General features: G+C 68.5%; 22 protein-coding genes. 11 read left to right on the forward strand and 11 right to left on the reverse strand.

What is annotated here, in order from left to right:
- The first annotated feature begins 235 nt into the window (after window positions 1-235).
- The gene (locus ACWPKK_RS28005) at window positions 236-1,180 is read left to right on the forward strand and encodes a peptidoglycan-binding protein (RefSeq protein ID WP_452011043.1); all 945 of its coding nucleotides are present in this window, start codon (window positions 236-238) and stop codon (window positions 1,178-1,180) included.
- A 163-nt stretch (window positions 1,181-1,343) separates the two neighbouring features.
- On the opposite strand, the gene ACWPKK_RS28010 is transcribed toward ACWPKK_RS28005, so the two are convergent.
- The 7 genes from ACWPKK_RS28010 to ACWPKK_RS28040 form a co-directional block, all read right to left on the reverse strand.
- Window positions 1,344-1,574 carry a DUF1178 family protein gene (locus tag ACWPKK_RS28010; protein WP_452011045.1) on the reverse strand — a complete coding sequence of 77 codons (231 nt, stop codon included), beginning with the start codon at window positions 1,572-1,574 and terminating at the stop codon, window positions 1,344-1,346.
- Between the two features lie 85 nt (window positions 1,575-1,659).
- The gene (locus ACWPKK_RS28015; RefSeq protein WP_452011047.1) at window positions 1,660-2,340 is read right to left on the reverse strand and encodes an endonuclease III domain-containing protein; all 681 of its coding nucleotides are present in this window, start codon (window positions 2,338-2,340) and stop codon (window positions 1,660-1,662) included.
- A 102-nt stretch (window positions 2,341-2,442) separates the two neighbouring features.
- The gene (locus ACWPKK_RS28020) at window positions 2,443-3,219 is read right to left on the reverse strand and encodes an ABC transporter ATP-binding protein (protein ID WP_324869834.1); all 777 of its coding nucleotides are present in this window, start codon (window positions 3,217-3,219) and stop codon (window positions 2,443-2,445) included.
- A gap of 10 nt (window positions 3,220-3,229) precedes the next feature.
- Entirely contained in the window at window positions 3,230-4,006 is a 777-nt protein-coding gene (locus tag ACWPKK_RS28025) for an MlaE family ABC transporter permease (RefSeq protein ID WP_014250103.1), read from the reverse strand.
- Between the two features lie 210 nt (window positions 4,007-4,216).
- Entirely contained in the window at window positions 4,217-5,335 is a 1,119-nt protein-coding gene (gene alr, locus ACWPKK_RS28030; protein ID WP_452011050.1) for an alanine racemase, read from the reverse strand.
- 5 nt (window positions 5,336-5,340) lie between these two features.
- Window positions 5,341-6,846: a replicative DNA helicase gene (locus ACWPKK_RS28035; RefSeq protein WP_149222595.1), complete on the reverse strand. Its 1,506-nt coding sequence runs from the start codon at window positions 6,844-6,846 to the stop codon at window positions 5,341-5,343.
- 131 nt (window positions 6,847-6,977) lie between these two features.
- Window positions 6,978-7,562, reverse strand: coding sequence for an LOG family protein (locus ACWPKK_RS28040; RefSeq protein ID WP_452011053.1), 585 nt, complete (start codon window positions 7,560-7,562; stop codon window positions 6,978-6,980).
- Between the two features lie 143 nt (window positions 7,563-7,705).
- Between ACWPKK_RS28040 and ACWPKK_RS28045 the strand changes: the two genes are divergently transcribed.
- From ACWPKK_RS28045 to ACWPKK_RS28055, 3 genes are all read left to right on the forward strand, one after another.
- Entirely contained in the window at window positions 7,706-8,191 is a 486-nt protein-coding gene (locus ACWPKK_RS28045; RefSeq protein ID WP_324869828.1) for a c-type cytochrome, read from the forward strand.
- Between the two features lie 3 nt (window positions 8,192-8,194).
- Entirely contained in the window at window positions 8,195-9,088 is an 894-nt protein-coding gene (locus ACWPKK_RS28050; protein WP_452011055.1) for a c-type cytochrome, read from the forward strand.
- A 240-nt stretch (window positions 9,089-9,328) separates the two neighbouring features.
- Complete coding sequence (locus tag ACWPKK_RS28055) at window positions 9,329-10,333, forward strand: LysM peptidoglycan-binding domain-containing protein (protein WP_452011057.1); 1,005 nt, start codon at window positions 9,329-9,331, stop codon at window positions 10,331-10,333.
- A 39-nt stretch (window positions 10,334-10,372) separates the two neighbouring features.
- Here ACWPKK_RS28055 and ACWPKK_RS28060 read toward each other — a convergent pair whose 3' ends face one another.
- Together ACWPKK_RS28060 and corA are read right to left on the reverse strand one after the other, a co-directional pair.
- Entirely contained in the window at window positions 10,373-10,777 is a 405-nt protein-coding gene (locus ACWPKK_RS28060) for a hypothetical protein (protein WP_324869825.1), read from the reverse strand.
- Window positions 10,778-10,832: 55 nt separating this feature from the next.
- Window positions 10,833-11,834, reverse strand: a complete 1,002-nt coding sequence (gene corA / locus ACWPKK_RS28065) for a magnesium/cobalt transporter CorA (RefSeq protein ID WP_452011061.1) — start codon at window positions 11,832-11,834, stop codon at window positions 10,833-10,835.
- A 153-nt stretch (window positions 11,835-11,987) separates the two neighbouring features.
- Between corA and ACWPKK_RS28070 the strand changes: the two genes are divergently transcribed.
- The 5 genes from ACWPKK_RS28070 (at window position 11,988) to ACWPKK_RS28090 (ending at window position 18,947) form a co-directional block, all read left to right on the forward strand.
- Window positions 11,988-12,515 (forward strand): hypothetical protein, encoded by a 528-nt coding sequence (locus tag ACWPKK_RS28070; protein WP_452011063.1) that lies wholly within the window; start codon window positions 11,988-11,990, stop codon window positions 12,513-12,515.
- A 112-nt stretch (window positions 12,516-12,627) separates the two neighbouring features.
- The gene (locus ACWPKK_RS28075) at window positions 12,628-13,539 is read left to right on the forward strand and encodes a ribose-phosphate diphosphokinase (RefSeq protein ID WP_452011065.1); all 912 of its coding nucleotides are present in this window, start codon (window positions 12,628-12,630) and stop codon (window positions 13,537-13,539) included.
- A gap of 219 nt (window positions 13,540-13,758) precedes the next feature.
- A complete protein-coding gene (locus tag ACWPKK_RS28080; protein ID WP_452011067.1) occupies window positions 13,759-15,504 on the forward strand; it encodes a methyl-accepting chemotaxis protein in 1,746 nt (581 codons plus the stop codon).
- Between the two features lie 132 nt (window positions 15,505-15,636).
- Window positions 15,637-16,143, forward strand: a complete 507-nt coding sequence (locus tag ACWPKK_RS28085; RefSeq protein ID WP_324869820.1) for a hypothetical protein — start codon at window positions 15,637-15,639, stop codon at window positions 16,141-16,143.
- Window positions 16,143-18,947 carry a bifunctional diguanylate cyclase/phosphodiesterase gene (locus ACWPKK_RS28090; RefSeq protein WP_452011070.1) on the forward strand — a complete coding sequence of 935 codons (2,805 nt, stop codon included), beginning with the start codon at window positions 16,143-16,145 and terminating at the stop codon, window positions 18,945-18,947. The genes ACWPKK_RS28085 and ACWPKK_RS28090 overlap by 1 nt, the downstream gene beginning before the upstream one ends.
- A 40-nt stretch (window positions 18,948-18,987) precedes the next feature.
- On the opposite strand, the gene ACWPKK_RS28095 is transcribed toward ACWPKK_RS28090, so the two are convergent.
- Window positions 18,988-19,386: a response regulator gene (locus ACWPKK_RS28095; protein WP_452011072.1), complete on the reverse strand. Its 399-nt coding sequence runs from the start codon at window positions 19,384-19,386 to the stop codon at window positions 18,988-18,990.
- Window positions 19,387-19,961: 575 nt separating this feature from the next.
- Window positions 19,962-21,266, reverse strand: a complete 1,305-nt coding sequence (locus ACWPKK_RS28100; RefSeq protein WP_452011074.1) for an acetylornithine deacetylase/succinyl-diaminopimelate desuccinylase family protein — start codon at window positions 21,264-21,266, stop codon at window positions 19,962-19,964.
- A gap of 150 nt (window positions 21,267-21,416) precedes the next feature.
- On the opposite strand from ACWPKK_RS28100, the gene ACWPKK_RS28105 reads away from it, so the two are divergent.
- On the forward strand, window positions 21,417-22,256 hold the full coding sequence (locus ACWPKK_RS28105) for a 2-keto-4-pentenoate hydratase (RefSeq protein WP_452011076.1): 840 nt from the start codon (window positions 21,417-21,419) through the stop codon (window positions 22,254-22,256).
- A 144-nt stretch (window positions 22,257-22,400) separates the two neighbouring features.
- Window positions 22,401-23,363 (forward strand): DMT family transporter, encoded by a 963-nt coding sequence (locus tag ACWPKK_RS28110; RefSeq protein ID WP_452011079.1) that lies wholly within the window; start codon window positions 22,401-22,403, stop codon window positions 23,361-23,363.
- Window positions 23,364-23,401: the final 38 nt, after the last annotated feature.

Genomic DNA, 23,401 nt, shown 5'->3' on the forward strand with positions numbered 1-23,401 from the left:
ATTCCATGTGTTGCCCCCGAATTGACGCTACCACGTCCGGCCTTTTCCGATCCATTTTCGCACACCATTTCCGGGAACGCGCCTTTTCGGCAACGCTGCGTGGCGGACAACGCAGACGCACAAAAATCGCCGCCGGAAAAGCGGTGCAATCTGGTAACACGATCCATGTCCCCGATTCGGGGGAAGTGTCGTGGCTCTGAAATCGGTCTGGCGTCACGGACGGAGGGATAAGGCGATGTCTGAGATTTCGCGGCGGGTGCGTGGTGGCGCCGCGGTGGCGGCTGTTGCAGTGGTGGTGTCGGGTCTTGCGCTCGGAACGCCGGGTTCCGCACGGGCGGAGGCATCGACGGCCGATATCCAGTGGGCGCAGACCTTCCTGAAGGACAAGGGCTACAACATCGGCGGCCGCGCCAAGGGCCAGATGACGCCGGAAACGCGGTCCTCGCTCAGCGCCTATCAGAAGTCGGTCGGCCTGCCGGCCACCGGCAACCTCGATCAGGCCACCATCAACAAGATGATGGGCGAGCGCGAGAAGAAGGCCGCTCCCACCATGGGCAGCCTGTCCAAGAGCCAGGTCGGCCAGACCCGCCAGGACAAGGAGGTGGCGCCGCGCGCCGCCCCCACCGGCCGGGTCGAATCCGGCAGCGAGAGCGTCGGCGGCATGGCCCAGTTCGGCGGCGCGCCGGTTTCGGCGCCGTCCTCCCCGTCGACTTCCTCTTCCACCGGCCACAGCGCTCCGGCCGCGGCTCCGCGCCCCTCGGCACCGGCGGCGGCTTCCAATGCGGTCGCGCCCAGTGCGGCGCCTCAGGGCGCGGCGCGTCCGTCGGCCGGTGCCGCCGAAGGGCCGGCTCCGCAGGCGGCTCCCCGCGGGACGGTGGCGGCGACGACCCCGGATGGCAAGCCGGCCCCGGTGGAGGAACCGGTGGCGGTCGGCGGCGGCACGTCGCTGTGGCAGTCGAACGCGGCGCGCGCCGGTGTGGCCGGACTGCTCGCGGTGACGCTGGGTGGCGTCGGCTTCGCCTGGTGGCGCAGCGGGCGCGGTGTCGATCCGCTGAGCCGCACCCCCGCCGGCGACGACCGGCCGCGCGAGTCGCGGGTTGAGCCGAGCTTCGGCTCTCCCCGCCGCCGGGAGGAACTGACCATCGAACCGCGCTTGACGGCGGAGGCGCGGCGGCGCTGAGCTTTGCCCCCACCCTAACCCTCCCCCGCCCTCGGCCGGTCCGATCGCGGGAGAGGGGACTGCCGCCTCTAAGCAAATCTCCCCCTCTCCCGCGAAGCGGGGGAGGGAGGGACCCGCGGCGCAGCCGTGGGAGGGAGGGGGCAACCCGACGCCGAACCTCCCCTCACATCATCATCGGACAGCCGCCCCCGCCGCAGCCGCCGGTCGCGCAGGCGGGTGCCGGCGCCGGCTGGGACTTGCCGACGCGCGGTGCCATGATGGCCTTGGTGACCTCCGTGCCGCCGCAGGAGGGGCAGGGGATGCCGGCGGTCTTCTTGGCGTCGTAATCGGCCATGTTGTCGAACCACTGGTCGAAATCATGGCCGCAGGCGCAGTGCAGGGCGTAGACGATCATCGCGGAGCCTCGAAAAGCGGAATCTTGGCCGCCGTTCTAGCCAAGCGCCCGCCGCCCCGCCAGGATCTGCATCAATCGCTGCGCCTCAGCGCGACTCCGTGACGCCCACCCGCGCGCACATCGACAAGAGCGGGCAGGTGGAGCAGCGCGGCCGGTCGCCGGTGCAGATCCATTTGCCGAAGGGCACCAGCCGCTCGTTGATCTCCACCCAATACCGCTTGGGCAATACCGCCAGCAGCGCCGCCATGGTCTTTTCCGGCGTGCGCGCCGACACATAGCCCCAGCGGTTGGTGACGCGGTGGACATGGATGTCGACCGCCAGCGCCGGGATGTCGAAGCCGACCGCCAGCGTCAGCGCCGCGATCTTCGGCCCGACCCCGCGGAAGCGCATCAGCGCGTCGGGCGTGTCCGGCACTTCGCCGCCATGGTCCTCGACGATGCGGCGGGAGAGGTCGCGGATGTCACGCGCCTTGGGTTCCGGGAAGGTGGCGCCGTGCAGAAGCTCCACCAGCCGCTCCTCCGGCAGGGCGGCCATGGCGGCCGGAGTGTCTGCCACGGCGAACAGCCGTTCGGCGACCACCAGGCTCGTTTCGTCCCGCGTGCGGGCGGAAATCAGGCTGGCGACCAGCTGCTGGAAGGGCGTGGCATAGCCGCGGTCGCGCAGGTCGAACATCGCCGCCTTGGGGTAGGGGGCGACCGCGATCCGCAGGCGGCGGAAGGCTTCGTCGATATCGAAGGCCTGGGACGTCGCGGGCTGCAAACTCACGGGAGAACCACCTCCGGGGAACGGGCTGCGATGGCACCCCGTTCGAAAACCGGCAAGCCTCCAGATTGTTCCGGCCAGATTGTTCCGGCCGGGTCGCTCCGATCAGAGTGCCTTGATCTGCATCTTGATCGGCCCGTCCGCGCGGCCATGGACGAACTGGTCGACATAGGCGTTGCCCGAATTGTCGATGTCGCGGGCGTGGCCGGTCCAGATGATGCGGCCCTGGTAGATCATGGCGATACGGTCGGCGATCTTGCGGGCCGAGGCCATGTCGTGGGTGATGGTGACGGCGGTGGCGCCGAGGTCCTTCACGCACTGCACGATCAGTTCGTTGATGACGTCGGCCATGATCGGGTCGAGGCCGGTCGTCGGTTCGTCGAAGAAGATGATCTCCGGTTCGTCGGCGATCGCACGGGCAAGGCCGACGCGCTTTTGCATGCCGCCCGACAGCTCCGCCGGCGACAGCTCCGCCACGTCGGGGGTGAGGCCGACGGCGCCCAGCTTGGCGACGGCGATCTCCTTGGCCTGGGATCGGGACATATGGGCGCCCTGGATCAGGCCGAAGGCGACGTTTTCCCAGACCGTCAGGCTGTCGAACAGCGCGGCGCCCTGGAACAGCATGCCGAACTTGTGCAGCATCTTCTCCCGCTCGCGCGAGCGCAGGCGGGTCGTCTCGACGCCGTCGACCTTGATGGAACCGGAATCCGGAGTCAGCAGGCCGAGGATGCTCTTCAGCATCACCGACTTGCCGGTGCCCGACCCGCCGATCACCACCAGCGACTCGCCCTTCGCCACCTCGAGGTCGATGCCGTTCAGCACTTTCTTCGGGCCGAAATGCTTGGTGACGTCTTTGAGCGCGATCTTTGGGACAGTGGTCATGGAGTGGCGCTCACTTGGTCGAGAAGAAGAGGCCGGTGATCAGATAGTTCCACACCAGGATCATGATGGAGGCGGACACCACCGCGTTGGTGGTCGCAGCACCCACGCCCTGGGCGCCGCCCTTGGAATGGTAACCGTGGTAGCAGCCCATCAGCGCGATCAGGAATCCGAAGATCGCCGCCTTCACCAGGCCGGAGATGACGTCCAGCGGTTCCAGGAATTCCCAGGTGCGGTTGATGTAGCTGGCGGCGTTGAAGTCCAGCCGGTAGACGCCGACCAGGAAGCCGCCGAACACGCCGATGATGTCGGCGACGATCACCAGCAGCGGCACCATGGTCAGGCCGGCGATCAGGCGCGGGGCCACCAGATACTTGTACGGATTGGTCGACAGGGTCGACAGCGCGTCGATCTGCTCGGTGACCCGCATGGTGCCGATCTCCGCCGCCATGGCGGCGCCGATGCGGCCGGCGACCATCAGGCCGGCCAGAACCGGTCCCAACTCGCGCGTGATCGACAGCACGACGACGGTGGCGATCGCCCCCTCCGCCTGGAAGCGGGAGAAGCCGCTGTAGCTCTGCAGGGCCAGCACCATGCCGGTGAACAGCGCCGTCAGCCCGACCACCGGCAGCGAATAATAGCCGATGTCGATCATCTGCCGCAGGATCTGCCGGGGATAGAGCGGCGGACGCACGCAGTGCGACAGGGCGGACCCGGTGAACAGGGCAAGGCGTCCGGTCGCTTCCAGGAAGATCAGGAAGGCCCGGCCGGTGGCGGCGAGGAAACCCATCAGTCGGCCCGCATCCTTGGTTTGAGACTCATTTGGGCGCTGCGGTCATAGCACCGATGGACCCCGCGGTCATCCTTGGACTTTGCAATGGAGGGGAGACGGGCTGTCGCGGTGATCTCGCCCTCTTCCCACTTTCGGCGGACCAATGGTCCGGCTGTCGCGTCAGCGCAAACGAAGTTTGCGCGTGAGCGGGGAGAGAGGGGAAGCTGGTCACTCGCCGACATAAACCCGGTGATAGCGCCGGCCGAGCGAGGTCAGGATTTCGTAGCCGATGGTCCCACCCTCCGCCGCCACCGTGTCGACGGGGCGGCGCGGCCCGATCAGCTCGACCATGCGGCCGGCATGGGCCACCGACTCCGGCAAGCCGGTGACGTCGATGGTGATGAGGTCCATCGAGATGCGGCCGACGATGGGAGCGGCGACGCCGTCGACGAAGATGTGCCCCTTGCCGCTGAGCGAGCGCAGGTAGCCGTCGGCATAGCCGACGCCAATGGTCGCGATCCGCGCCGGGCCGGTGACCTTGTGGGCCGCACCATAGCCGACCGTCATCGGCACCGCGCAGTTGCGGACCTGCAGCAGACGGGCGTCGAGACGCACGGTGCCCAGCATCGGGTTGGGCAGATGCGGCGTCGGGTTGACGCCGTAGAGCGCGCAGCCCGGCCGGGCGAGGTCGAAATGATGGTCCTTGCCGTGGAAGATGCCGGACGAATTGGCGAAACTGGCCTTCGCCTTCGGCAGCCGGGCCAGCGCCGCGCGGAAGCGGTCGAGCTGCTCCCCGGTCATCGGGCTGTCGAACTCGTCGGCGCAGGCGAGGTGGGTCATCCAATAGCGGACGTCGATGCCCGCAAGCCGATCCGGCTCCGCCGCAAGGGTATCCAGCTCGTCGGGACCGAGGCCCAGGCGGTTCATGCCGGTGTCGATGTGGATCACCGCCGGCAGAACCTCTCCCCGCGACTGGGCGAAGGCCCGCCACGCCGCGATCTCGCCCAGATGGTTCAGCACCGGCAGGATGCGGTTGGCGATGAAGTCCCCCTCGCACCCCGCCGGCAGGCCGCCCAGCGAGAAGACCTGTGCCTCCGGGGCGACCGGCTCCAGCGCGCGGCGGACGGCCAGCGCCTCCTCGAACTGGGCGACGACGAAGGTGCGGCAGCCGGCGGTGGCCAGCGCCGGAACGACGCGCGCCACCCCCAGCCCATAGGCGTCGGCCTTGACCACGGCGGAGCATTCCGCCGGGGCGACGCGGTCGCGCAGCCGGGTCCAGTTGGCGACGACGGCGCCGAGATCCACGGTGAGGATGGCGCCGGCGCGCGGGTTCAGGTCGCTCGTCACTCTGGTCACTCGTCGGTCTGGTGGTGCTGGTCGAGATCGCCGAACTTGGTGAACTGGCCGTCGAAGTAGAGGCGGACGGTGCCGATCGGACCGTGACGCTGCTTGGCGATGATCACCTCGGCGGTGTTGTGCACCTCGCCCAGGCGCTGCTGCCAGCGCTGATAGCGGTCGTTGAACTTGTCGTCGCTCTCGTCGGGCCGGCGCGAAGGCTCGGCGCGCTCAAGGTAATACTGTTCGCGGAAGACGAACATGACGACGTCGGCGTCCTGCTCGATCGAGCCCGATTCGCGAAGGTCGGCCAGCTGCGGGCGCTTGTCCTCGCGAAGCTCCACCGCGCGGCTCAGCTGCGACAGCGCCACCACCGGCACGTCCAGCTCCTTGGCGATGGCCTTCAGGCCGCGGGTGATTTCCGAGATTTCCTGCACCCGGTTCTCCGACCCGCGCGACGACGAGCCGCGCAGAAGCTGGAGATAGTCGACCACCACCATGCTGAGGCCGGAAGTACGCTTCAGCCGGCGGCAGCGGGTGCGCACCGCGGCGACCGACAGGGCCGGCGTGTCGTCGACATAGAAGGGGCAGCGGGCCAGATCCTGGCTGGCCTGGACGAATTTCGGGAAATCGGTGTCGCGGATCTCGCCGCGGCGGATCTTGTCGCCGGGCACCTGCACCTCGTCGGCGAGGATACGGGTTGCCAGCTGTTCCGCCGACATTTCCAGCGAGAAGAAGCCGACCACGCCGCCTTCCTGGCCGGATGAGCGCATGTGCGCCTTGGCGGCGTTGAAGGCAATGTTGGTGGCCAGCGCCGTCTTGCCCATGGACGGACGCCCGGCGAGGATGATCAGGTCCGACGGATGCAGGCCGCCCAGCTTGCGGTCGATGTCGATCAGGCCGGTGGTGACGCCGGTGACGTGGCTGGAGCGGCGGAAGGCCGCTTCCGCCGTCGTGATGGCGTGCTTGACCGACTCGCCGAACGCCACGAAGCCGCCCTGGACATCGCCCGTCGAGGCGAGATCGAACAGCTGCTTTTCCGCCTCGCCGATCTGGTCGAGCGCCGTGATGTCGAGGTCGTGGCGGTACGCCTCGTTCACCATGTCGGTGCCGACCTCGATCAGCTGCCGGCGGATGAACAGGTCGTGGATGGTCTTGCCGTAATCGCCGGCGTTGACCACGGTGACGACGTTGGCCGCCAGTTCCGCCAGATAGGCGCTGCCGCCTTCCACCGCCAGTTCGGGATCGTTGTCGAACAGGGACTTCAGGGTGACCGGGTTCGCGATCTGGCCGCGGTCGATCATCTTGGTGATGGCGGCGAAGATGCGCTGGTGGGCCGGATCGTAGAAATGCTCCGGCCGCAGGAACTCGCCGACCTTCTCGTAGGCCTTGTTGTTGACCAGGATCGCGCCCAGCAGCGCCTGCTCCGCCTCCTCGTTGTTGGGGGGCGTGCGGTACTCGGCCGTCGGCTTGACCGCGGCGGAGGGGCGGGGATCGAACAGCGATGAGGTCTGGTTGCTCATGAAGGACACAATAGCAGAAACAGAACGGGAACGCTCTGCGAAGGGTGGGGAACCCTCCACAAAAGCTGTGTACAGAAGTTATCCACAGGCTGAGAAGTTTGGGGATAACCGGGGGAAGGGGCGAGCCGGCCTCAGAACTTCTTAGGCTGGGCCGGATGGGCCGCATCCGGCATCACCTCCAGCGCCTCGAACACGGCGTCGATGTGGTCGGCGACGCTGTAGAGGGCGGAGCGGTCGATGCGGGCGAAGCCCTGGGCGACCATGTGGTCGATCAGGCCGAGCAGCGGACGCCAGTAGCCGTCGACATCGGCGATGACGATCGGCTTGTCGTGCAGTTGAAGCTGCTTCCAGGTCAGGATCTCGAAGGCCTCGTCCAGCGTGCCGAGTCCGCCCGGCAGGATGACGAACGCGTCGGCGCGCTCCACCATCATGCGCTTGCGGGTGTGCATGCTGTCGACGACATGCAGTTCGGTCAGGCCGGTGTGCTCGATCTCCGCCGACTGGATGTGTTCGGGGATGATGCCGACCACCTCGCCGCCGGCGGCGATCGCGGCGTCGGCGGCGATGCCCATCAGCCCGACCCGGCCGCCGCCATAGACCATGCGGATGCCGCGGCGGGCCAGCCCGTCGCCCAGCGCATGGGCGGCTTCCTTGTAGACATCGGCGACGCGGCTGGATGCACCGCAATAGACGCAGACGGACGACAGGCTCTTCATCGCGGGTCAACCTTTCTCGCCACCACCGCCCACCAGGGGCGGGGCGTAAACAATCCGGTGAAAGCCATGGAATATCGGGAGAGGGCGGCGCGTCAACAGCGGCACAAGCACCGTTAAGCCAGGGCATCATCGGGAGGGACCACATGAGCAACCGCGTCGTCAATGTCCTTGCGGCAGCATCCGTCGCCGGTCTGATGTTCGCGCTGTTCGGCATGTCGGCGGGCAAGGCCGGCGCCGCCGATCCGGCCGAGCAGGTGAAGGACCGGCAGCAGACGATGAAGAAGCTCGGCGGCGGGATGGGCGCCGTCGGCAAGTATGTGAAGAACGAGGGCGCCACCCTGGAGGATGCGGCCAAGGGGGCGGAGGCCGTGCTGGCGGTCTCGAAGATCGACCCGAAGGTGATCTTCCCCGAAGGCACCGCGGTGGGCGTGACCGACAGCGCCGCCAAGCCGGAGCTGTGGAAGAACTGGGCCGAGGCGCAGCGCTACTGGAGCGGCCTGCAGCCGGTGGCCGAGAAGCTGGACGCCGCGGTGAAGAGCGGTGACCGCACCCAGATCGCCCAGGCGCTGGGCGCGACCTCCAAGGCCTGCGGAAGCTGCCACGAGGACTTCCGCGTCAAGAAGAACTGACCGATGCGGCGCATCCCGACCGCCGCCGCGATTCTGTTGCCGCTCGCCGTCGCGGGCGGCGGTGCGCTGGCCGCGGACGGGACGTCGGCGGGCGATGCGGCCACCGGCGATTCGGTGACCCGGGGCGCCTACATCTTCCATGCCGCGGGCTGCCTCGGCTGCCACAGCAACGAGAAGGAGGGCGGTGCGCCGCTGGCCGGCGGGCGGGCGCTGGCGACCCCCTTCGGCACCTTCCACACCCCCAACATCACGCCGGATCCGGAGACCGGCATCGGCCGCTGGAGCGATGCCGACTTCATCCGCGCCTTCCGCGAGGGCGTGCGGCCAGATGGCGCCGCGCTGTTCCCCGCCTTTCCTTATGCCAGCTACACGCGGATGACCGACCGCGACCTGCTGGACCTGAAGGCCTACCTGTTCAGCCGGCCGGCGGTCGCCGCCCCGAACAAGCCGCACGACCTGACGCCGCCCTTCTCCTGGCGCTTCCTGCTGCCGGTCTGGCAGTGGATGTACCTGACCCCCGGCCCGGTGCCCGACGATCCGGCAAGGCCGCCCGCCTGGAACCGCGGGCGCTATCTGGTCGACGCGCTCGGCCATTGCGGCGAATGCCACAGCCCGCGCACCCTGATGGGCGGCATGGACGCCGACCGCTATCTGGCCGGCAACCCGGACGGCCCGGACGGCGACAAGGTGCCGGGAATCACCGGCGTCCAGGGCAAGGGGATCGGCGACTGGTCCGACGGCGATCTGACACTGCTGCTGGAGACCGGACTGACCCCGGAGGGCGACGTCGTCGGCGGCGCGATGGGGGAGGTCGTGCGCAACAGCACCTCCAAACTGACGGCCGAGGACCGCGCCGCCATCGCCGCCTATCTGAAGACGGTCCCGGCGAAGGAGTGACTCCACCCGATTCCCGGCCGAATCGTGATCTTATGGGGCAATCGATGCCGATTGGCCGATGGAAATGCTCCAACGGCGCCATTCTTTTGGCACCTGTCCTTCTGCTATAATTGCTCATCCTGCCGTGGTGGCGGGCCGCCGGATGGGTGCTCAGTGAAACGAAACGCGTTGTTCGCAGCTTTGGGCGTGGCCCTGACGGGTGGGGCGTCGGCGGTTGCCCTGTGGCCGGCCGGGGGTCCTGTGCAGGCACCGGTCCCGGCGGTGTCGGCTCCCGCCGCCTTGCCGGCGACGAGCCAGCCGGCGGCGCCCGCGAAAGCTGCGGCGGCACCGGCTCCCGCAGCACCCGCGGCGCCCAGCTTCGACGTGGTGCGGGTGGCGCCCGACGGGGCGACGGTGATGGCCGGCCGCGCGGCGCCGGGATCGCAGGTGACGGTCACCGACGGCGGCACCCCGGTCGCTACCGCCAAGGCCGACCAGCGCGGCGAATGGGTGATGCTGCCTGACAAGCCGCTGGCCCCCGGCACGCGCGAACTGAACCTGACGGAGGCCCGTCCCGGGACCGACACGCCGGTGCCGGCCGACAAGGTGGTCGTGGTGATGGTGCCCGAACCGGCGGCCAAGCCCACGGCCGAACAGATCACTGCGACCCAGGGCACCGCGACCGACTCGGTGTCGCAAGGAACGGCGGTGGCCGTGGCGGTTCCGCGCGACGGGCTGTCCGGCGCGCCGGCATCCATGGGCGGCAGTTCGGTTCTGCAGGCTCCGCCGGTCCCGGCCAACGGGGCGCCGCCGCCGCCGGGCGGCGTGTCGGTGGAGACGATGGACTATGATCCCGCCGGCCGCGTGGCGCTGGGCGGGCGGGCGGCGCCCAACAGCGCGGTGCAGCTCTATCTCAACAACATCCTGGTCGGCAGCGCCCACACCGATCCCAAGGGCGGCTGGCGCCTGATTCCGGAAAAGCTGATCGATCCCGGCGTCTACACCCTGCGCGCCGATCAGGTCACCCAGTCCGGCAAGGTGGTGGCGCGGGCCGAACTGCCGGTCCAGGTTTCCGCCATGCCTACCGGGGCCACCGACGGACGCAGCATCGTCGTGCAGCCCGGCAACAGCCTGTGGCGGCTGGCCCGCCGCACCTATGGCGACGGCATGCTCTACACCACCATCTACACCGCCAACCGCGAGCAGATCCGCGACCCGGACCTGATCTATCCCGGCCAGATCTTCTCGCTGCCCCAGGTGAATTGATCTGTGAACTGACTGGTGAACCGACCGGGGGCCGCCGGCTCAGTCCGGCGGCAGGCGGCCGATGGCGGCCCAGCCCAGCGGGGTCAGGCGCAGCATCTCCGGTCCCTCGCCGGCCGGATTGGTCTCCAGCGCCACCAGTTCCCGATTCTCGAACCACGCCCAGCGCGCCACCTCGGCGGTGGTGCCGGGCCAGCCGTCGGCAAGGCGCTTCAGCACTTCGAGATCGGCCGACGCGATGGGGAAGCGCGGCTTGGGCGTCAGCGGTTTCGCCGCCGAAGCGGGAACGGCTGCCGGCAGAGGTGGGGCGTCGGCCCCGGCATGGGCGCGGATCCAGTCGGTCTGGTAGCTGCGGAGCGCCTGCTCCAGTTCGCTCCGCGCCGCATCCACCGGGCAGCGCAGATAGGCGTCCAGCAGGGCGTGCAGCGTGTTCTTTGCGTCGCTCATGGTCCGAATATCCCTAAAGGGCAGCTTGGCCGGGAAGTTCCCCGCCGCGGCAGCGTCAAAGCCAACCCGTCCGCCGGAAACGGATATACAGGCCGGCGCAGACGGCGGCGATCACGGCGAGCACCGCCGGGTAGCCGTACCGCCAGTGAAGCTCCGGCATATGCTCGAAGTTCATGCCGTAGAGGCCGGCGATGGCCGTCGGCACGGCGAGGATGGCGGCCCAGGCGGCCAGCTTGCGCGTCACGTCGTTCTGCCGTGCGGCAGCCAGGATCATACTGGTTTCGAAGGCGAAGGACAGCACCTCGCGCATCGATCCGATCTGTTCGTTGACGCGGATGACATGGTCCTGCACGTCGCGGTAATAGGGGCGGATCGCCGGGTCGATCATCGGCAGGTCGAAGCGCTCCAGCCGCGAACAGACCTCCAGCAGGGGCGAGGCGTTGCGGCGCATCCGCTCCAGGTCGCGGCGCAGCTGGTGGATGCGCTCGATCTCCGCCGTTCCGGGCGGACGGGCGATCAGCTGGGCGTCCAGCTCCTCCACCATCGCCGCCATCTGGTCGAGGACGGGAGCATAGCAGTCCACCACATAGTCCATCACGGTGTAGACGACGAAGTCCTCGCCATGCTTCAGCAGATGCGGCGCGCTTTCGGCCCGCACGCGCACCGGCGAATAGCTGGTCGATGCACCGTGCCGCACGGTGACGACATAGCCGCGCCCGGCGAAGACATGGGTTTCGCCCAGCACCAGTTCCCCCTGTTCCAGCCGGGCGGTGCGCAGGACCATGAACAGGCTGTCGCCATAGACCTCCACCTTCGGGCGCTGGTGGGCGTGCAGCGCGTCCTCCACCGCCAGCTCGTGCAGGCCGAACTGGCGCTTCACCTCCATCAGCAGCGCCTCGTCCGGTTCCCACAGGCCGATCCAGACGAAATGCCCGTCCTTCGCGGCCCAGGATCCCGCCTCCGCGATCGGCACGTCGGCGATGCGCCGGCCGTCGCAATAGGCGGCGCTGGCCATGACGGGGTCGTGGGTGGGAACGGGGGAGGGCGGCAAGGTCATGGTGCGGAAAACCGGACTGCGGGCGGCGGAGTGGCCGCACTCTAAAGAGGTTCCCCGGCAGCGTCGACGACTCCGATGGTGCCGGCCGGGCGGACCGGGCGTCCCGCGCGTTGTCACTGCCAAGGACCAGTTCGGATCGGGAAGGAAAAGGTAATGTTCCAAACGGCGGCGCGCGGCATGTATCTGCTGGCGGCGGTGACGCTCAGCCTGTTCGCCCTGCTGTTCATCGGCCTGTCGGCCCTGACCGTCGTGGAGGGGATGGTGGCGCTGGACAGTCACGCGCTGACCTCGGCGATGCTGGAAGGGGTCGGGATGATCGTGCTGGCCATCGCCGTCTTCGAGATCGCCAAATACCTCTACGAGGAGGAGATCGTCCGCGAACGCGAACTGCGCCGCGCCGACGAGGCCCGCCGCACCCTGACCAAGTTCCTGACCACCATCATCATCGCCGCCAGCCTGGAGGGCCTTGTCCTGGTGTTCGAAGCGCGCACCAGCGAGATCTCCGCCATCGTCTATCCGGTGATGCTGCTGGGGGTGGTCACGCTGCTGGTGGTCGGGCTTGGTGCTTTCCAATGGCTGGCGCGCAAGGCCGAGAGCATCCATGTCGATCCCGCCGCCTCCGAAGCGGACGCGGCGGAGGACGGCAAACAAAGCGAAGAGGACGAAACCGCCAAGGCATAGGCCGACAAGACAGGACGCCGAAGCCGGAGCGTCCGCCTTTTGCCATCATTGACCCGGCCATGCCGCCTGCGCCAAGCTTGCCGGCATCCAAGGTGGTAGAGGGAGAAGGGGCATGCCCCGCGATACGGGCAACTACACGGCCGTCTACGGGTTTCCGGAGTCGGCGGACGCGGCGCGCCGGCTGGCCCAGGCACTGGACATTCCCTGCCACATCGCCGAGTTGCACCGCTTTCCCGACGGCGAGAGCCTCGTCCGCCTGCCCGAGCCGGTCGAGCGCGCCATCGTCTACCGCTCGCTCGACCGCCCGAACGACAAGCTGGTGGAACTGACGCTCGCCTCCTCCGTGCTGCGGCGCCAGGGGGCGACCGACCTCTGTCTGGTGGCGCCCTACATGGCCTACATGCGCCAGGACGCCATCTTCAGGCCGGGCGAGCCGGTCAGCCAGACGGTGGTCGGGGAGTGGCTCGGCCGCTGCTTCGACCGGTTCGTCTGCGTCGAGCCGCACCTGCACCGCACCAACACGCTGGACGAGGTGTTCGTCGGCCGCCCCTCCATCGCGCTGAGCGGGGCGGCGCCCATTGCCGACCACCTGCGCGCCGCCGGCGTGGTGCCCGGCACGGTGATCGTCGGCCCCGACGAGGAGTCCGCCCCGTTGGTGGAGGCGGTGGCCGGCCCGCTCGGCCTGACCGGCGTGGTCGGGCGCAAGGAACGACGCGGCGACCGCGACGTGACGGTGGCGCTGCCGCCCGATGCGCCGATCCATGGCCGCCCGGTGGTGATCGTCGACGATGTCATCAGCTCAGGCGAGACGATCTTCTCCTGCGCGCGGGCCGCGCGTGTGCTGGGGGCCGACACGGTCCGGGTGTACGGCGTCCATGCCCTGTTCAACGACACCGTCGCCGCACGCTTCGCGGCGGAAGGGCTCGGCCACCCGCTGTCCTGCGATGGCGTGCCGCATCCGTCGAACGCTTTGTCCCTCAGCGGCCTGATCGCAGAAGCCATTCAATCATTCGCAGACAAATGATGGCTCCCGGAACGCGGCCTCTGTAGACGGTCCGGTGTGGCATAGATGCCTGATGAGAAGGCAGGTGCGACCATTATGCGCAGCCCATTGCCGATCCTTTGATCCATTAAGGCCGGCCTTGGGTTGCGATTTACGATAATTGTCATATAACTGTCGCCGGATGCATCGCGGCTTCGCGCTGATTGTGCGTATGCCGCATCAATGGTGTGGATGGGCGACATGGCGGCTGATGGGCGGGGACTTGGGGCGGACGCGGGCTTCTTCGGACTTGAGGCGGAGGAACGCGGACTGCTGGCGAGCATGGGGCGGCTGATCGACCGCAGCCTGCCCGACCTGTCCGAGCGCTTCTACGCCCACCTCTCGCGATGGCCGGAGACCCGCAAGCTGCTGGACGCCCATGGCGACCTCACCCGGCTGAAGCGGCAGCAGGCCGATCACTGGCGCCTGATGTTCCAGGATGCCGGTTCGCCGGCGCACGAGGCCCGCTGCCGAGCTGCCGGGGAGGCGCATCTGCGCATCGGGCTGGAGCCGTCCTGGTACATCGGCGCCTATGGCGTTGTGCTGAGCGACCTGCTGGCCCTGGTGCAGGGCGCGCTTCGCTGGCGCCCGGCCACGGCGCGGCGGGCGGTGGCGGCGGTTGCCCGCGCGGTGTCCTTCGACATGGACCGGACCCTGGCAGGCTACGGCCTGTCGACGGCCGGAACCGCCGGTGGTGCCGGATGCGGGCGGCCGCTGGGCGACTTCGCCGCGGCGCTGATGGACCGCACCATCGACGTGGCGATGGCCATCAACGAATCGGCAGTCGCCAACGCCCAGATGGTGGGCCAGTTGCGCGCGGTCGATCACGAGTCCCAGGGCATCGCCGCCGCGACCGAGGAGACGGTGACCGGCATCCAGGAGATCTGGGCGCGCAGCCGCGACGTCGCGGCGCTTGCCGGGGAGGCGCGGTCGGTGACCGCCGACGGCGGCCACACCGTTCAGCAGGCGGTCGCCCGCATGGAACAGATCGCCACCGCGGTGGACGGGGCGGCGACGCGGGTCGGGGAGCTGTCGGTCGCCTCCGAACGCATCGCGGAGATCGTCTCCACCATCGAGGCGATCGCCAAGCAGACCAACCTTCTGGCCCTGAACGCGACCATCGAGGCGGCGCGGGCGGGGGAGGCCGGCAAGGGCTTCGCCGTGGTGGCGAGCGAGGTGAAGAACCTGTCCAACCAGACCGCCCGCGCGACCGAGGACATCCGCCTGCGCATCGACGCGCTGAAGGCGGAAATGGGCGCCATCGTCGCGTCGATGGAGGATGGCACCCGCGCCGTCGCCGCCGGCCAGCAGGCGATCCGCGAAGTCAGCGAGCGCATGGCCGACATCGGCGACCATATCGGCCGCACCGAACAGCGCATGTCCGACATCGCCAGCATCCTGACCCAGCAGTCCGCCGCCGCCAACCAGGTGGCTTCCGGAACCGCACGCATCGCCGAAAGCAGCGCGACCAACAGCGCCGCCATCCTGCGCAGCGTCCAGGCGACGCGCGGCGTGGAGACGCTGCTGGGCAACCAGTTGACCCAGCTGATGGAGCAGGACATCCCCGGCAAGATCGTGAAGATCGCCAAGGTCGACCACGTCATCTGGAAGAAGCGGCTGGCCGACATGCTGGTCGGGCTGGAAACCCTGCGTCCGGATGAACTGGCGAGCCACGAGGCCTGCCGGCTGGGCAAATGGTACTACGGCCCGTCCTCGATGGCCTATCGCGCCCATTCCGCCTTCGTCCGGCTGGAAACCCCGCACCGGCTGGTCCACGACCACGGCAAGGCCGCCGCCCGCGCCTTCCTGGCCGGCGACATCGACCGCGCCCTCGCCGAGGTGGCGGAGGTGGAGCGGGCGTCCAAGGACGTCATCGACCTGCTCGACACGCTCGACAAGGCCGGGCTGGGGAACGCCCCGACGCCGGCCGCCGCGGTCGGGTTCTGAAGGCGGCTTCCGACCGGCGGGTAACACTAACGATCGGGGCAGGTTCTGGTGTAGGCTGGCCGCCATAGGCGGGGCGAGCAAGGGCGGCCCGGCAAGGATGCGCGAGGGCGGGCCGTTGAGCGGAGGGGTGTGATGTCGAAGGTGACGGACGTCGTGCTTCGGATGTCCCGGAAGCTGACGGAAGACATCGCCGCCCTGGGCCGGCTGCGCGCCGCGGGAAAGCCGAAGACCTTTCCGCGCTTCCGCGAGATCCGCGCGGCCTATCTGGACATCCAGGGGCTGATCTTCTCGATCCAGGAAAGGCTGGAGGCCGCCGGGAAGGAGCTGCCGCCGAATTTCCCGCAATGGGTTCTCCGGCAGAAGCTGAGCGCCATCGCCATCTTCACCGACATCAGCCATTCCTTCGTCAGCGATCCGCCGCTGGCGCTGACCTCCTCGCTGGGTGCCTTCGACGTGCTGGTGGCGGAGCAGAAGGCCTTCAACGAGACCCTGCACACCTTCGACACGATGCTGATGGAAGCGGGCATCGACGACAAGACCGCCGACGAACTCGACGCGACCCGCACCAAGATCGAGCAGATCCTGGGCATGATCGAAACGCTGCTGCTGACCAGCCCCAAGATCCTAGAGGAGTTCTGATGGCGGAACCGGCAGCCGATCCCGCAGTCGATCAACCTGCGGACCGCCCGCCGGCCTCCCGCCCGGAACCCTCCTTCCGGCGCTTCCTGCGCAATCTGCCATTGCCGGCCGTCATACCCGTTCTGGCATTGATTGCCGGCTGCGGCCTGTCCGTGCTGGCGATGCTCCAGTCCGACCGCCTGCTGACCCGCGAGGAGGAGCACCGCTTCGCCGCGCGGGCCGAGGAGATTCACGGCCAGCTGGCCGACCGGCTGCAGGTCTACCAGCAGGTCGCCCGCAGCGCCGCGTCGCTGGTGATGACCTTCCCCGACCTGCATTGGACGCAGTGGAACCGCTTCGTCGAAGCGCTGGACATGCCGCGGCGCTATCCCGGCATCATTTCCGTCGCCTATGCCCGCGCCGTTCCGGCGACCCGTTCCGGCGAACTGGTGGCGGCGATGCGGGCGGCCGGCCTGACGAATTTCCGCATCTGGCCCGAGAGCGCGGGGGCGGAGCGGGTGGTCAACATCTTCACCGCCCCGGTCGACGAGGCGAATGTGCGGGCGATCGGCTTCGACATGATGTCGGAAGCGACGCGGCGCTCCACCATCGAGCGGGCGCGCGACGGCGGCGAGCCGGCCGCCACCCGCGCGATCACGCTGAAGATCGACGAGGCGGCGGGGGCGAAGCCTGCCTTCATCCTTTATCAGGCGACCTATCGCGGCGATCCGCTGCCGCCGTCGCTGGAAGCGCGGCAGGCCTCCTTCACCGGCGTGGTTCTGGTCCCGGTGCGGATCGGTCCGCTGGTGGAGGGGCTGGTCGACGAAAAGCGGCCGGACACCGGCATCGAGATCTACGACGTGCCGCCGGCCGAGGCGGAATTCCCGCTCTACCGCAGCCGGCGTCCGCTGGAAACCACGGCCGCCATCAGCCTGATGCGGGAACTGCCGGTGGGCGGCCGGGTCTGGACCGTGCGCTACGACAGCCTGCCCGATGGCGTGCTGACCGCCCATGAATGGGTGCCGGGGGCGCTGCTGGCCGGCGGGATCGCGCTGAGCATCGCGCTGTCGCTGGTCCTGCGCATGATGCTGGCGACCCATTCCCGTGCGGTTGAACTGGCGGGGGAGATGACGGCCTCGCTCCGCCTGCAGGAAGCGGAACGGCAGCAGCTGTTCACCCAGGCGCCGCTGGGGATTGCGCTGGTCGGCACGAATGGCCTCCTGACCGACTGCAACCCGGCCTTCGCCGCGGCCGCGGGGCTGGTGCGGGAGGAACTGTTGGGCGCCGACTTGCGGCTGCGCTTCGGCGACCAGGCATCCGTCTTCGCGCTGGAAGCGGCGCTGCAGGGGGAAAGCGGCAAGCTGGAGTCCGACCAGCCGCTGGTGCTGGGCGGGCGGCGCAGCCATTTCAGCCTGCATTTCCAGCCCGTCACCCTGACGGAAGAGCTGAAATTCGTCCTGGCCTTCGCCGAGGACATCGGCGAGAAGCGCCGGGCGGAACAGCACATCCAGTATCTGGCGCATTTCGATGCGCTGACCGGCCTGCCCAACCGCGTCCTGCTGTTCGACCGCATCTCCCAGGCCCTGCGCGAGGCGCGGCGCGAGGGCAGCAAGGTGGCGGTGCTGTTCATCGACCTCGACCGCTTCAAGGTGATCAACGACAGCCTGGGCCACAGCTTCGGCGACGAGGTGCTGCGGTCGGTGGCGCGGCGGCTGCAGTCGGGATTGCGCGAATCCGACACGGTCGGCCGGCTGGGCGGCGACGAGTTCCTGATCGTGCTGCGCCGGGTGATCGAACCGGAGGATGCGGCGCGCGTGGCGGAGAAGGTGGTGGCGCATCTGGCCAGCCCCTTCACCGTCGGCGGCCAGAATTTCGTGGTGACGCCCAGCATCGGCATCAGCCTGTATCCCGACGACGCCGACGACCCGGAAGGGCTGATCCGCTGCGCCGACATCGCCATGTACCACGCCAAGGAAAATGGCCGGAACGGCTTCCGCTTCGTCACCAAGGAGATGGGCGCCAGGTCGCGCGAGCGCATGGATTTGGAGGGAAGCCTGCGCGACGCCATCCGCGAGGGGCAGCTGTTCCTGGTCTATCAGCCGCAGGTCGATACCCTGACCGGCCGGATCGTCGGGCTGGAGGCGCTGATCCGCTGGCGCCACCCGGAGGAGGGGCTGATCCTGCCCGGCCGCTTCCTGCCGGTGGCGGAGGAGACCGGGCTGGTGCTGGCGATGGGCGACTGGGTGCTGTTCGAGGCCTGTGCCCAGATCCGGCGCTGGCGCTCGCGGCTCGACCTGTCGATCCCGGTGGCGGTCAACGTTTCCGGCGCCCAGTTCCGCGATGGACAGCTGCCGGCCAAGGTGGCCCGCGCGCTGGACGCCAACGGCCTGAGCGGGCCGGAACTGGAGATCGAGGTGACGGAAAGCACCCTGATCGACGACGTGGAGTCGGCGGCGGCGACGCTGGGGGCATTGAAGCAGCGCGGCGTTCTGATCGCGCTGGACGATTTCGGCACCGGCTATTCCAGCCTCAGCTACCTGCACCGGCTGCCGATCGACAAGCTGAAGATCGACCGTTCCTTCATCCACGACCTGTCGACCGGCGCCAGCGACGCCTCCGTCCCGCGCGCCATCGTCGGGCTGGGCCGCAGCCTGGGCCTGTCCGTCATCGCCGAGGGGGTGGAGACGCAGGAACAGCTGCAGCTTCTGCGCGACCTTGCCTGCGAAAGCTACCAGGGCTTCCTGTTCAGCCGCCCCGTCCCGGCCGACGAGGTTGAGCGGCTGCTGGGCAGGCAGGGCGCTGCCCATGCGGTGGCGGTGGAGTGACGGCGGCCACGATGCGACGGGAGCGCTGAGCAAACACCCGTCATCCTGGGAAGTCCGCCGAAGTCGGGTCGCCTTGGGGTCGGCACTGCAACAGCGTCTCGATCACGGCCGTATCGCTATAGGGTTTCGCGATCACCGGGCGGTGGCGGTGCGACTTCGGCAGCCCATCCTCGCCGTGTCCGGTGGTGAAAATGAATGGAATGCCCGCGGCAGCCAGACGGTCCGCAACTGGATCGATCTTCTGGCCTCGCAGGTTGATGTCGAGCAACGCTATGTCGAAGCGATTTGCTGCGATGAGGTCCAGAGCGCTGTCGATCGACCCAACGGGGCCAAGGCAGATGGCACCCTGGTCGCTCAGCACATCTTCCAAGCTCATCGCGATCAAAGGCTCGTCTTCGACGATCAGAATGGTCAGGTCGATCAGAGTGTTGCTGGTCAAGGTTTCCTCGCCTGATTTCCCGAGCTGATGTTGGTGGATTTCAAATAAAATCGAACGGACTGTTGGGAAAGCCTAAGATATCAATTTCGGAATTTCCGGTTTTGTTAGATTTTCAATCTCTGGGAATTAATATTCGAGTTCTCTCCACAGTATCCGCATGATCCAACCGACTGATAGGAAAAACGTACTAATACAGATGGAGCAACCCGGTCGCGCGGTGCTTCCATGGCAGACGTTTTGAATACGTTCGTGGAGCGACGCTGGATCTGTGAGGCAGGCGATTAAATGACCTGCATTGAATCGGAGGCGGGCGGAGAAGAGGGCGTCAGCAGTGCGCTTCTGATTCGACCGACCCGGAACGGTTTCAGGATATTGGTAAAGCAAAAGACGGATACGATATAAATATTGCGATGCAGGCCTTGGTCGCAAATATGATCGAGAACCTGGCGAGGTTGTTCAATCCCATCGCCGATGTGTGGAACATCGGTCGCAGGATGTTCCATTCCGTTCCATTCGCCGCTCGGCAGGCGGATCGATGCCCGATGTCACGTCCCTGACCGCAGGCGGGCACGCGTTCAGAAGCGCAACCCGTCGTCGCTCTTCATCAGCCCCAGTGTCGCCAGCGCCATCACCTGGGCCGAGTGCACCATGTCGTCGATGCTGACCCATTCGTCGGGCTGGTGGGCGAGGTCGAGGATGCCGGGGCCATAGGCGATGCAGTCCTTCAACTGGCCGACGCGCACGACGTGCTTCTGGTCGTAGGTGCCGGGGGAGACGACATGCTGCGCCGGGCGGCCGAGAACGGTTTCGATGGCGGCGGCGACCGCCCGCACCACGGGGGCATCGGCGTCGGTCATCGTCGGCAGGAAGGCCAGCACCTCGCGCAGCTCGTACTCGAATCCGGGGCGGCTGCGGCGCAGATCCTCCAGGATGGCGACGATCTCGCCGCGGACCGCCTCGGGATCCTCCTCGATCAGGTAACGGCGGTCGATCACCATGCGGCAGCGGTCGGGCACCATCGGGCTGGGCAGGCCGTCATGGTCCTCGCGCTGGCCGCCGTGGATGGCGTTGATGTTGATGGTGGACTGGCGCGCACCTTCCGGCACCACCGGCATGTCGGTACGCTTGGCGGCGAGGCGGGGGATCAACTCCGTCTCGATCCGGTGCAGCACGGCGCCCATGTGGCGCACCGCGCAGTTGCCGAGGAAAGGCATGGAGCCGTGGGCGACGCGGCCCTTGGTCTCGATCTCCGCCCACCAGACGCCGCGATGGCCGATGCAGACGCGGTCGACGTTCAGCGGCTCCGGAATGATGACGTGGTCGACCCTGGGCCGCGAGAAATAGCCGAGCTTCGCCAGATGGCCGACGCCGCCGTAGCCGCCCGATTCCTCGTCCACCGTGCCGGAGATCTCCAGCGCGCCGGCGGTCAGCAGCCCTTCCTCCAGCAGCGATTCGACCGCGATGATCGAGGCGGCGATGCCGCCCTTCATGTCGCAGGCGCCGCGGCCATAGACCCGCCCGTCCTTCACCACCCCGCCGAAGGGATCGACGGTCCAGCCCTGGCCGGCCGGCACCACGTCGATATGGCCGTTGAAGTGGACGCAAGGGCCCGGCCGCGGCGCTTCGATGCGGGCGACGACGTTGGTGCGGGGATAGCGGTCGCTGTCGCCGGCCGCGCCCTCCGCCCGCACATACTCCACCGTGAAGCCGCGCGCCGCCAGCCGCCGGCCGATCAGCTCGGCACAGTCGGTGTAGACGTCGCCGGGCGGGTTGACGGTGGGCACGCGGATCAAGGCCTGGGTCAGGGCGACCAGATCGTCGCGCCGCGCCTCGATACGGCGGAACAGCTGGCTGGTTGCGGCGTCGGTGTCGGAGCGCATGGCCTCTCCCGCGGCAAGGACGCAATCAGTGTCGCCCCAAGCGGATGGTCCGTCCACCCCGCCTTTCGGGAACGGTGTTTGTGCGGCGCACTTTCCCGGACCGGCCGGGGCCGCTACAGTCGCGACGCCCCCCAGCGGAGAGTTCCCGTCATGACCGTCACGCACCCCATCGGGCTGAGCGCCCCGACCCTGGCCGACCCGGTGATCGCCGAGGCCGCCGCCCGCTTCGTCGCCGCCCGCCGCAGCGCGACCGGGCTCGACGAGTTTCCCGGCCCGTTGCCGGCCGATCTCGCCACCGCCTACGCCATCCAGGCGACGGCGACCGCGGCCTGGCCCGACGAGGTCGCCGGCTGGAAGGTGGCGCGGGTGCCCCCGGCGTTGGAGGAGGCGCTGGGCGCCATGCGCTATATCGGCCCGATCTTCGCCGGAACGGTGGCGACCGCCGATGGCGGAGCGCTGAGCTTTCCGGTGATTCCCGGCGGCTTCGGCGCGGTGGAGGCGGAGTTCGCGGTGCGCATCGCCGCCGACGCACCCGCCGACAAGCTGGACTACAGCCCGGCGGAGGCCGCGGCCTTCATCGCCGCCGTCCATGCCGCCGTCGAGGTGGCGGGTGGCCCGCTGTCCCCGGTCAACGAACTGGGGCCGACTGCCTCGACCGCCGTCTTCGGCAACAACAACGGCCTGATCGTCGGCGAGGAGATCGTCGGCGGGCTCGAAGGCGCCGATGCCCTGCGGGCCGAGGTGTTGATCGACGGGCAGAGCGTCGGCGTCGGCAGCGCCGCCAAGCTGCCGGGCGGCATCGCGGCCGCGGTCGCGGTGGCGCTGAGCATGGCGGTCCGGCTCGGGCGGCCGCTGAAGGCGGGGCAGTGGGTGTCCACCGGCGCCTTGACCGGCGTCCATTCAATCGCCATCGGCCAGCAGGCGCGGATCGCCTTCACCGGCCTCGCCCCGATGAGCGGCACCGCCGTCACCGCGACGCCTGCCGCCTGAAGGTCCAGACGCTTTACCATCAGCGTCGCGGATTGTGCAATCCAGGGTGGGGCGGAGGGCATGGCCGTCCGCCGCCTTGGGGCGAGCCAAACGGGCGCGGGGATGCTTGAATGGCGTTCCCTCTCCCGTCGCCGGATCCACACCTTGTCCCAAACCAGCGCATCCCAGGCCAGCCTGCCGTCCGATGGCGCCGCCGCGGCGTCCGTCCTGCCGCCGGTCCAACTGCTGGCCGGGCTCGGGCTTGCCGTGGCAGGGGTGGTGGCCTTCTCCCTGCGGCCGGTCATCATCAAGCTGGCCTACCGCTACAATGTCGATCCGGTGACGCTGATCATGCTGCGCATGGTCTTCGCGCTGCCCTTCTTCCTCGGCATGGCGCTGTGGTCGGGGGCCAAGAAGGGAGAGCGCGCACCGGTTTCCGGGCGCGACCTCGCCCTGACCATCGGGCTCGGCGTCACCGGCTATTACGCCGCCAGCTTCTGCGATTTCCTGGGGTTGCGCTACGTTTCGGCCGGGATGGGGCGGCTGCTGCTGTTCCTCTACCCCACCATCGTCGTCCTGCTGTCCGCCATGTTCCTCGGCAAGCGGATCGGACTGCGCGAGGTGGTGGCGCTGGTCGTCTCCTATGCCGGCGTCGCGCTGGTGGTTTGGTCGGAGGTCGGGACCGGCCATCCCAACTTCATGGCCGGGGCCGGGCTGGTATTCATGGGGGCCTTCCTCTATTCGGTCTATCTCGTGGGCAGCAGCCGGGTGGTGCAGCGGATCGGCTCCATGCGCTTCACCGCCTATGCGATGACCGCGGCCTGCCTGTGCTGCATCCTGCAATTCGCTGTGCTGCGGCCCCTGTCGGCGCTCGACCTGCCGCTGCAGGTCTACTGGCTGTCGGCGGTGATGGCGGTGGTCTGCACCGTGCTGCCGGTGCTGATGACGGCGGAGGCGCTGCGGCGGGTCGGCCCCAATCTGGTGGCGTTGAGCGGCGCCATCGGTCCGGTGGCCGCCGCCGTCTTCGGCTATCTGGTGCTGGCGGAGCCGATGGGCTGGCTGCAACTGGCCGGCGCCGCCCTGACCGTGGCCGGCGTCATGATCATCACGCTGTGGAAGACCGCCTGAGGCCATTCTTTCAGCCGTCGGCGGAATAACGGGCTTTC

The organism is Azospirillum largimobile (genome assembly GCF_977007025.2).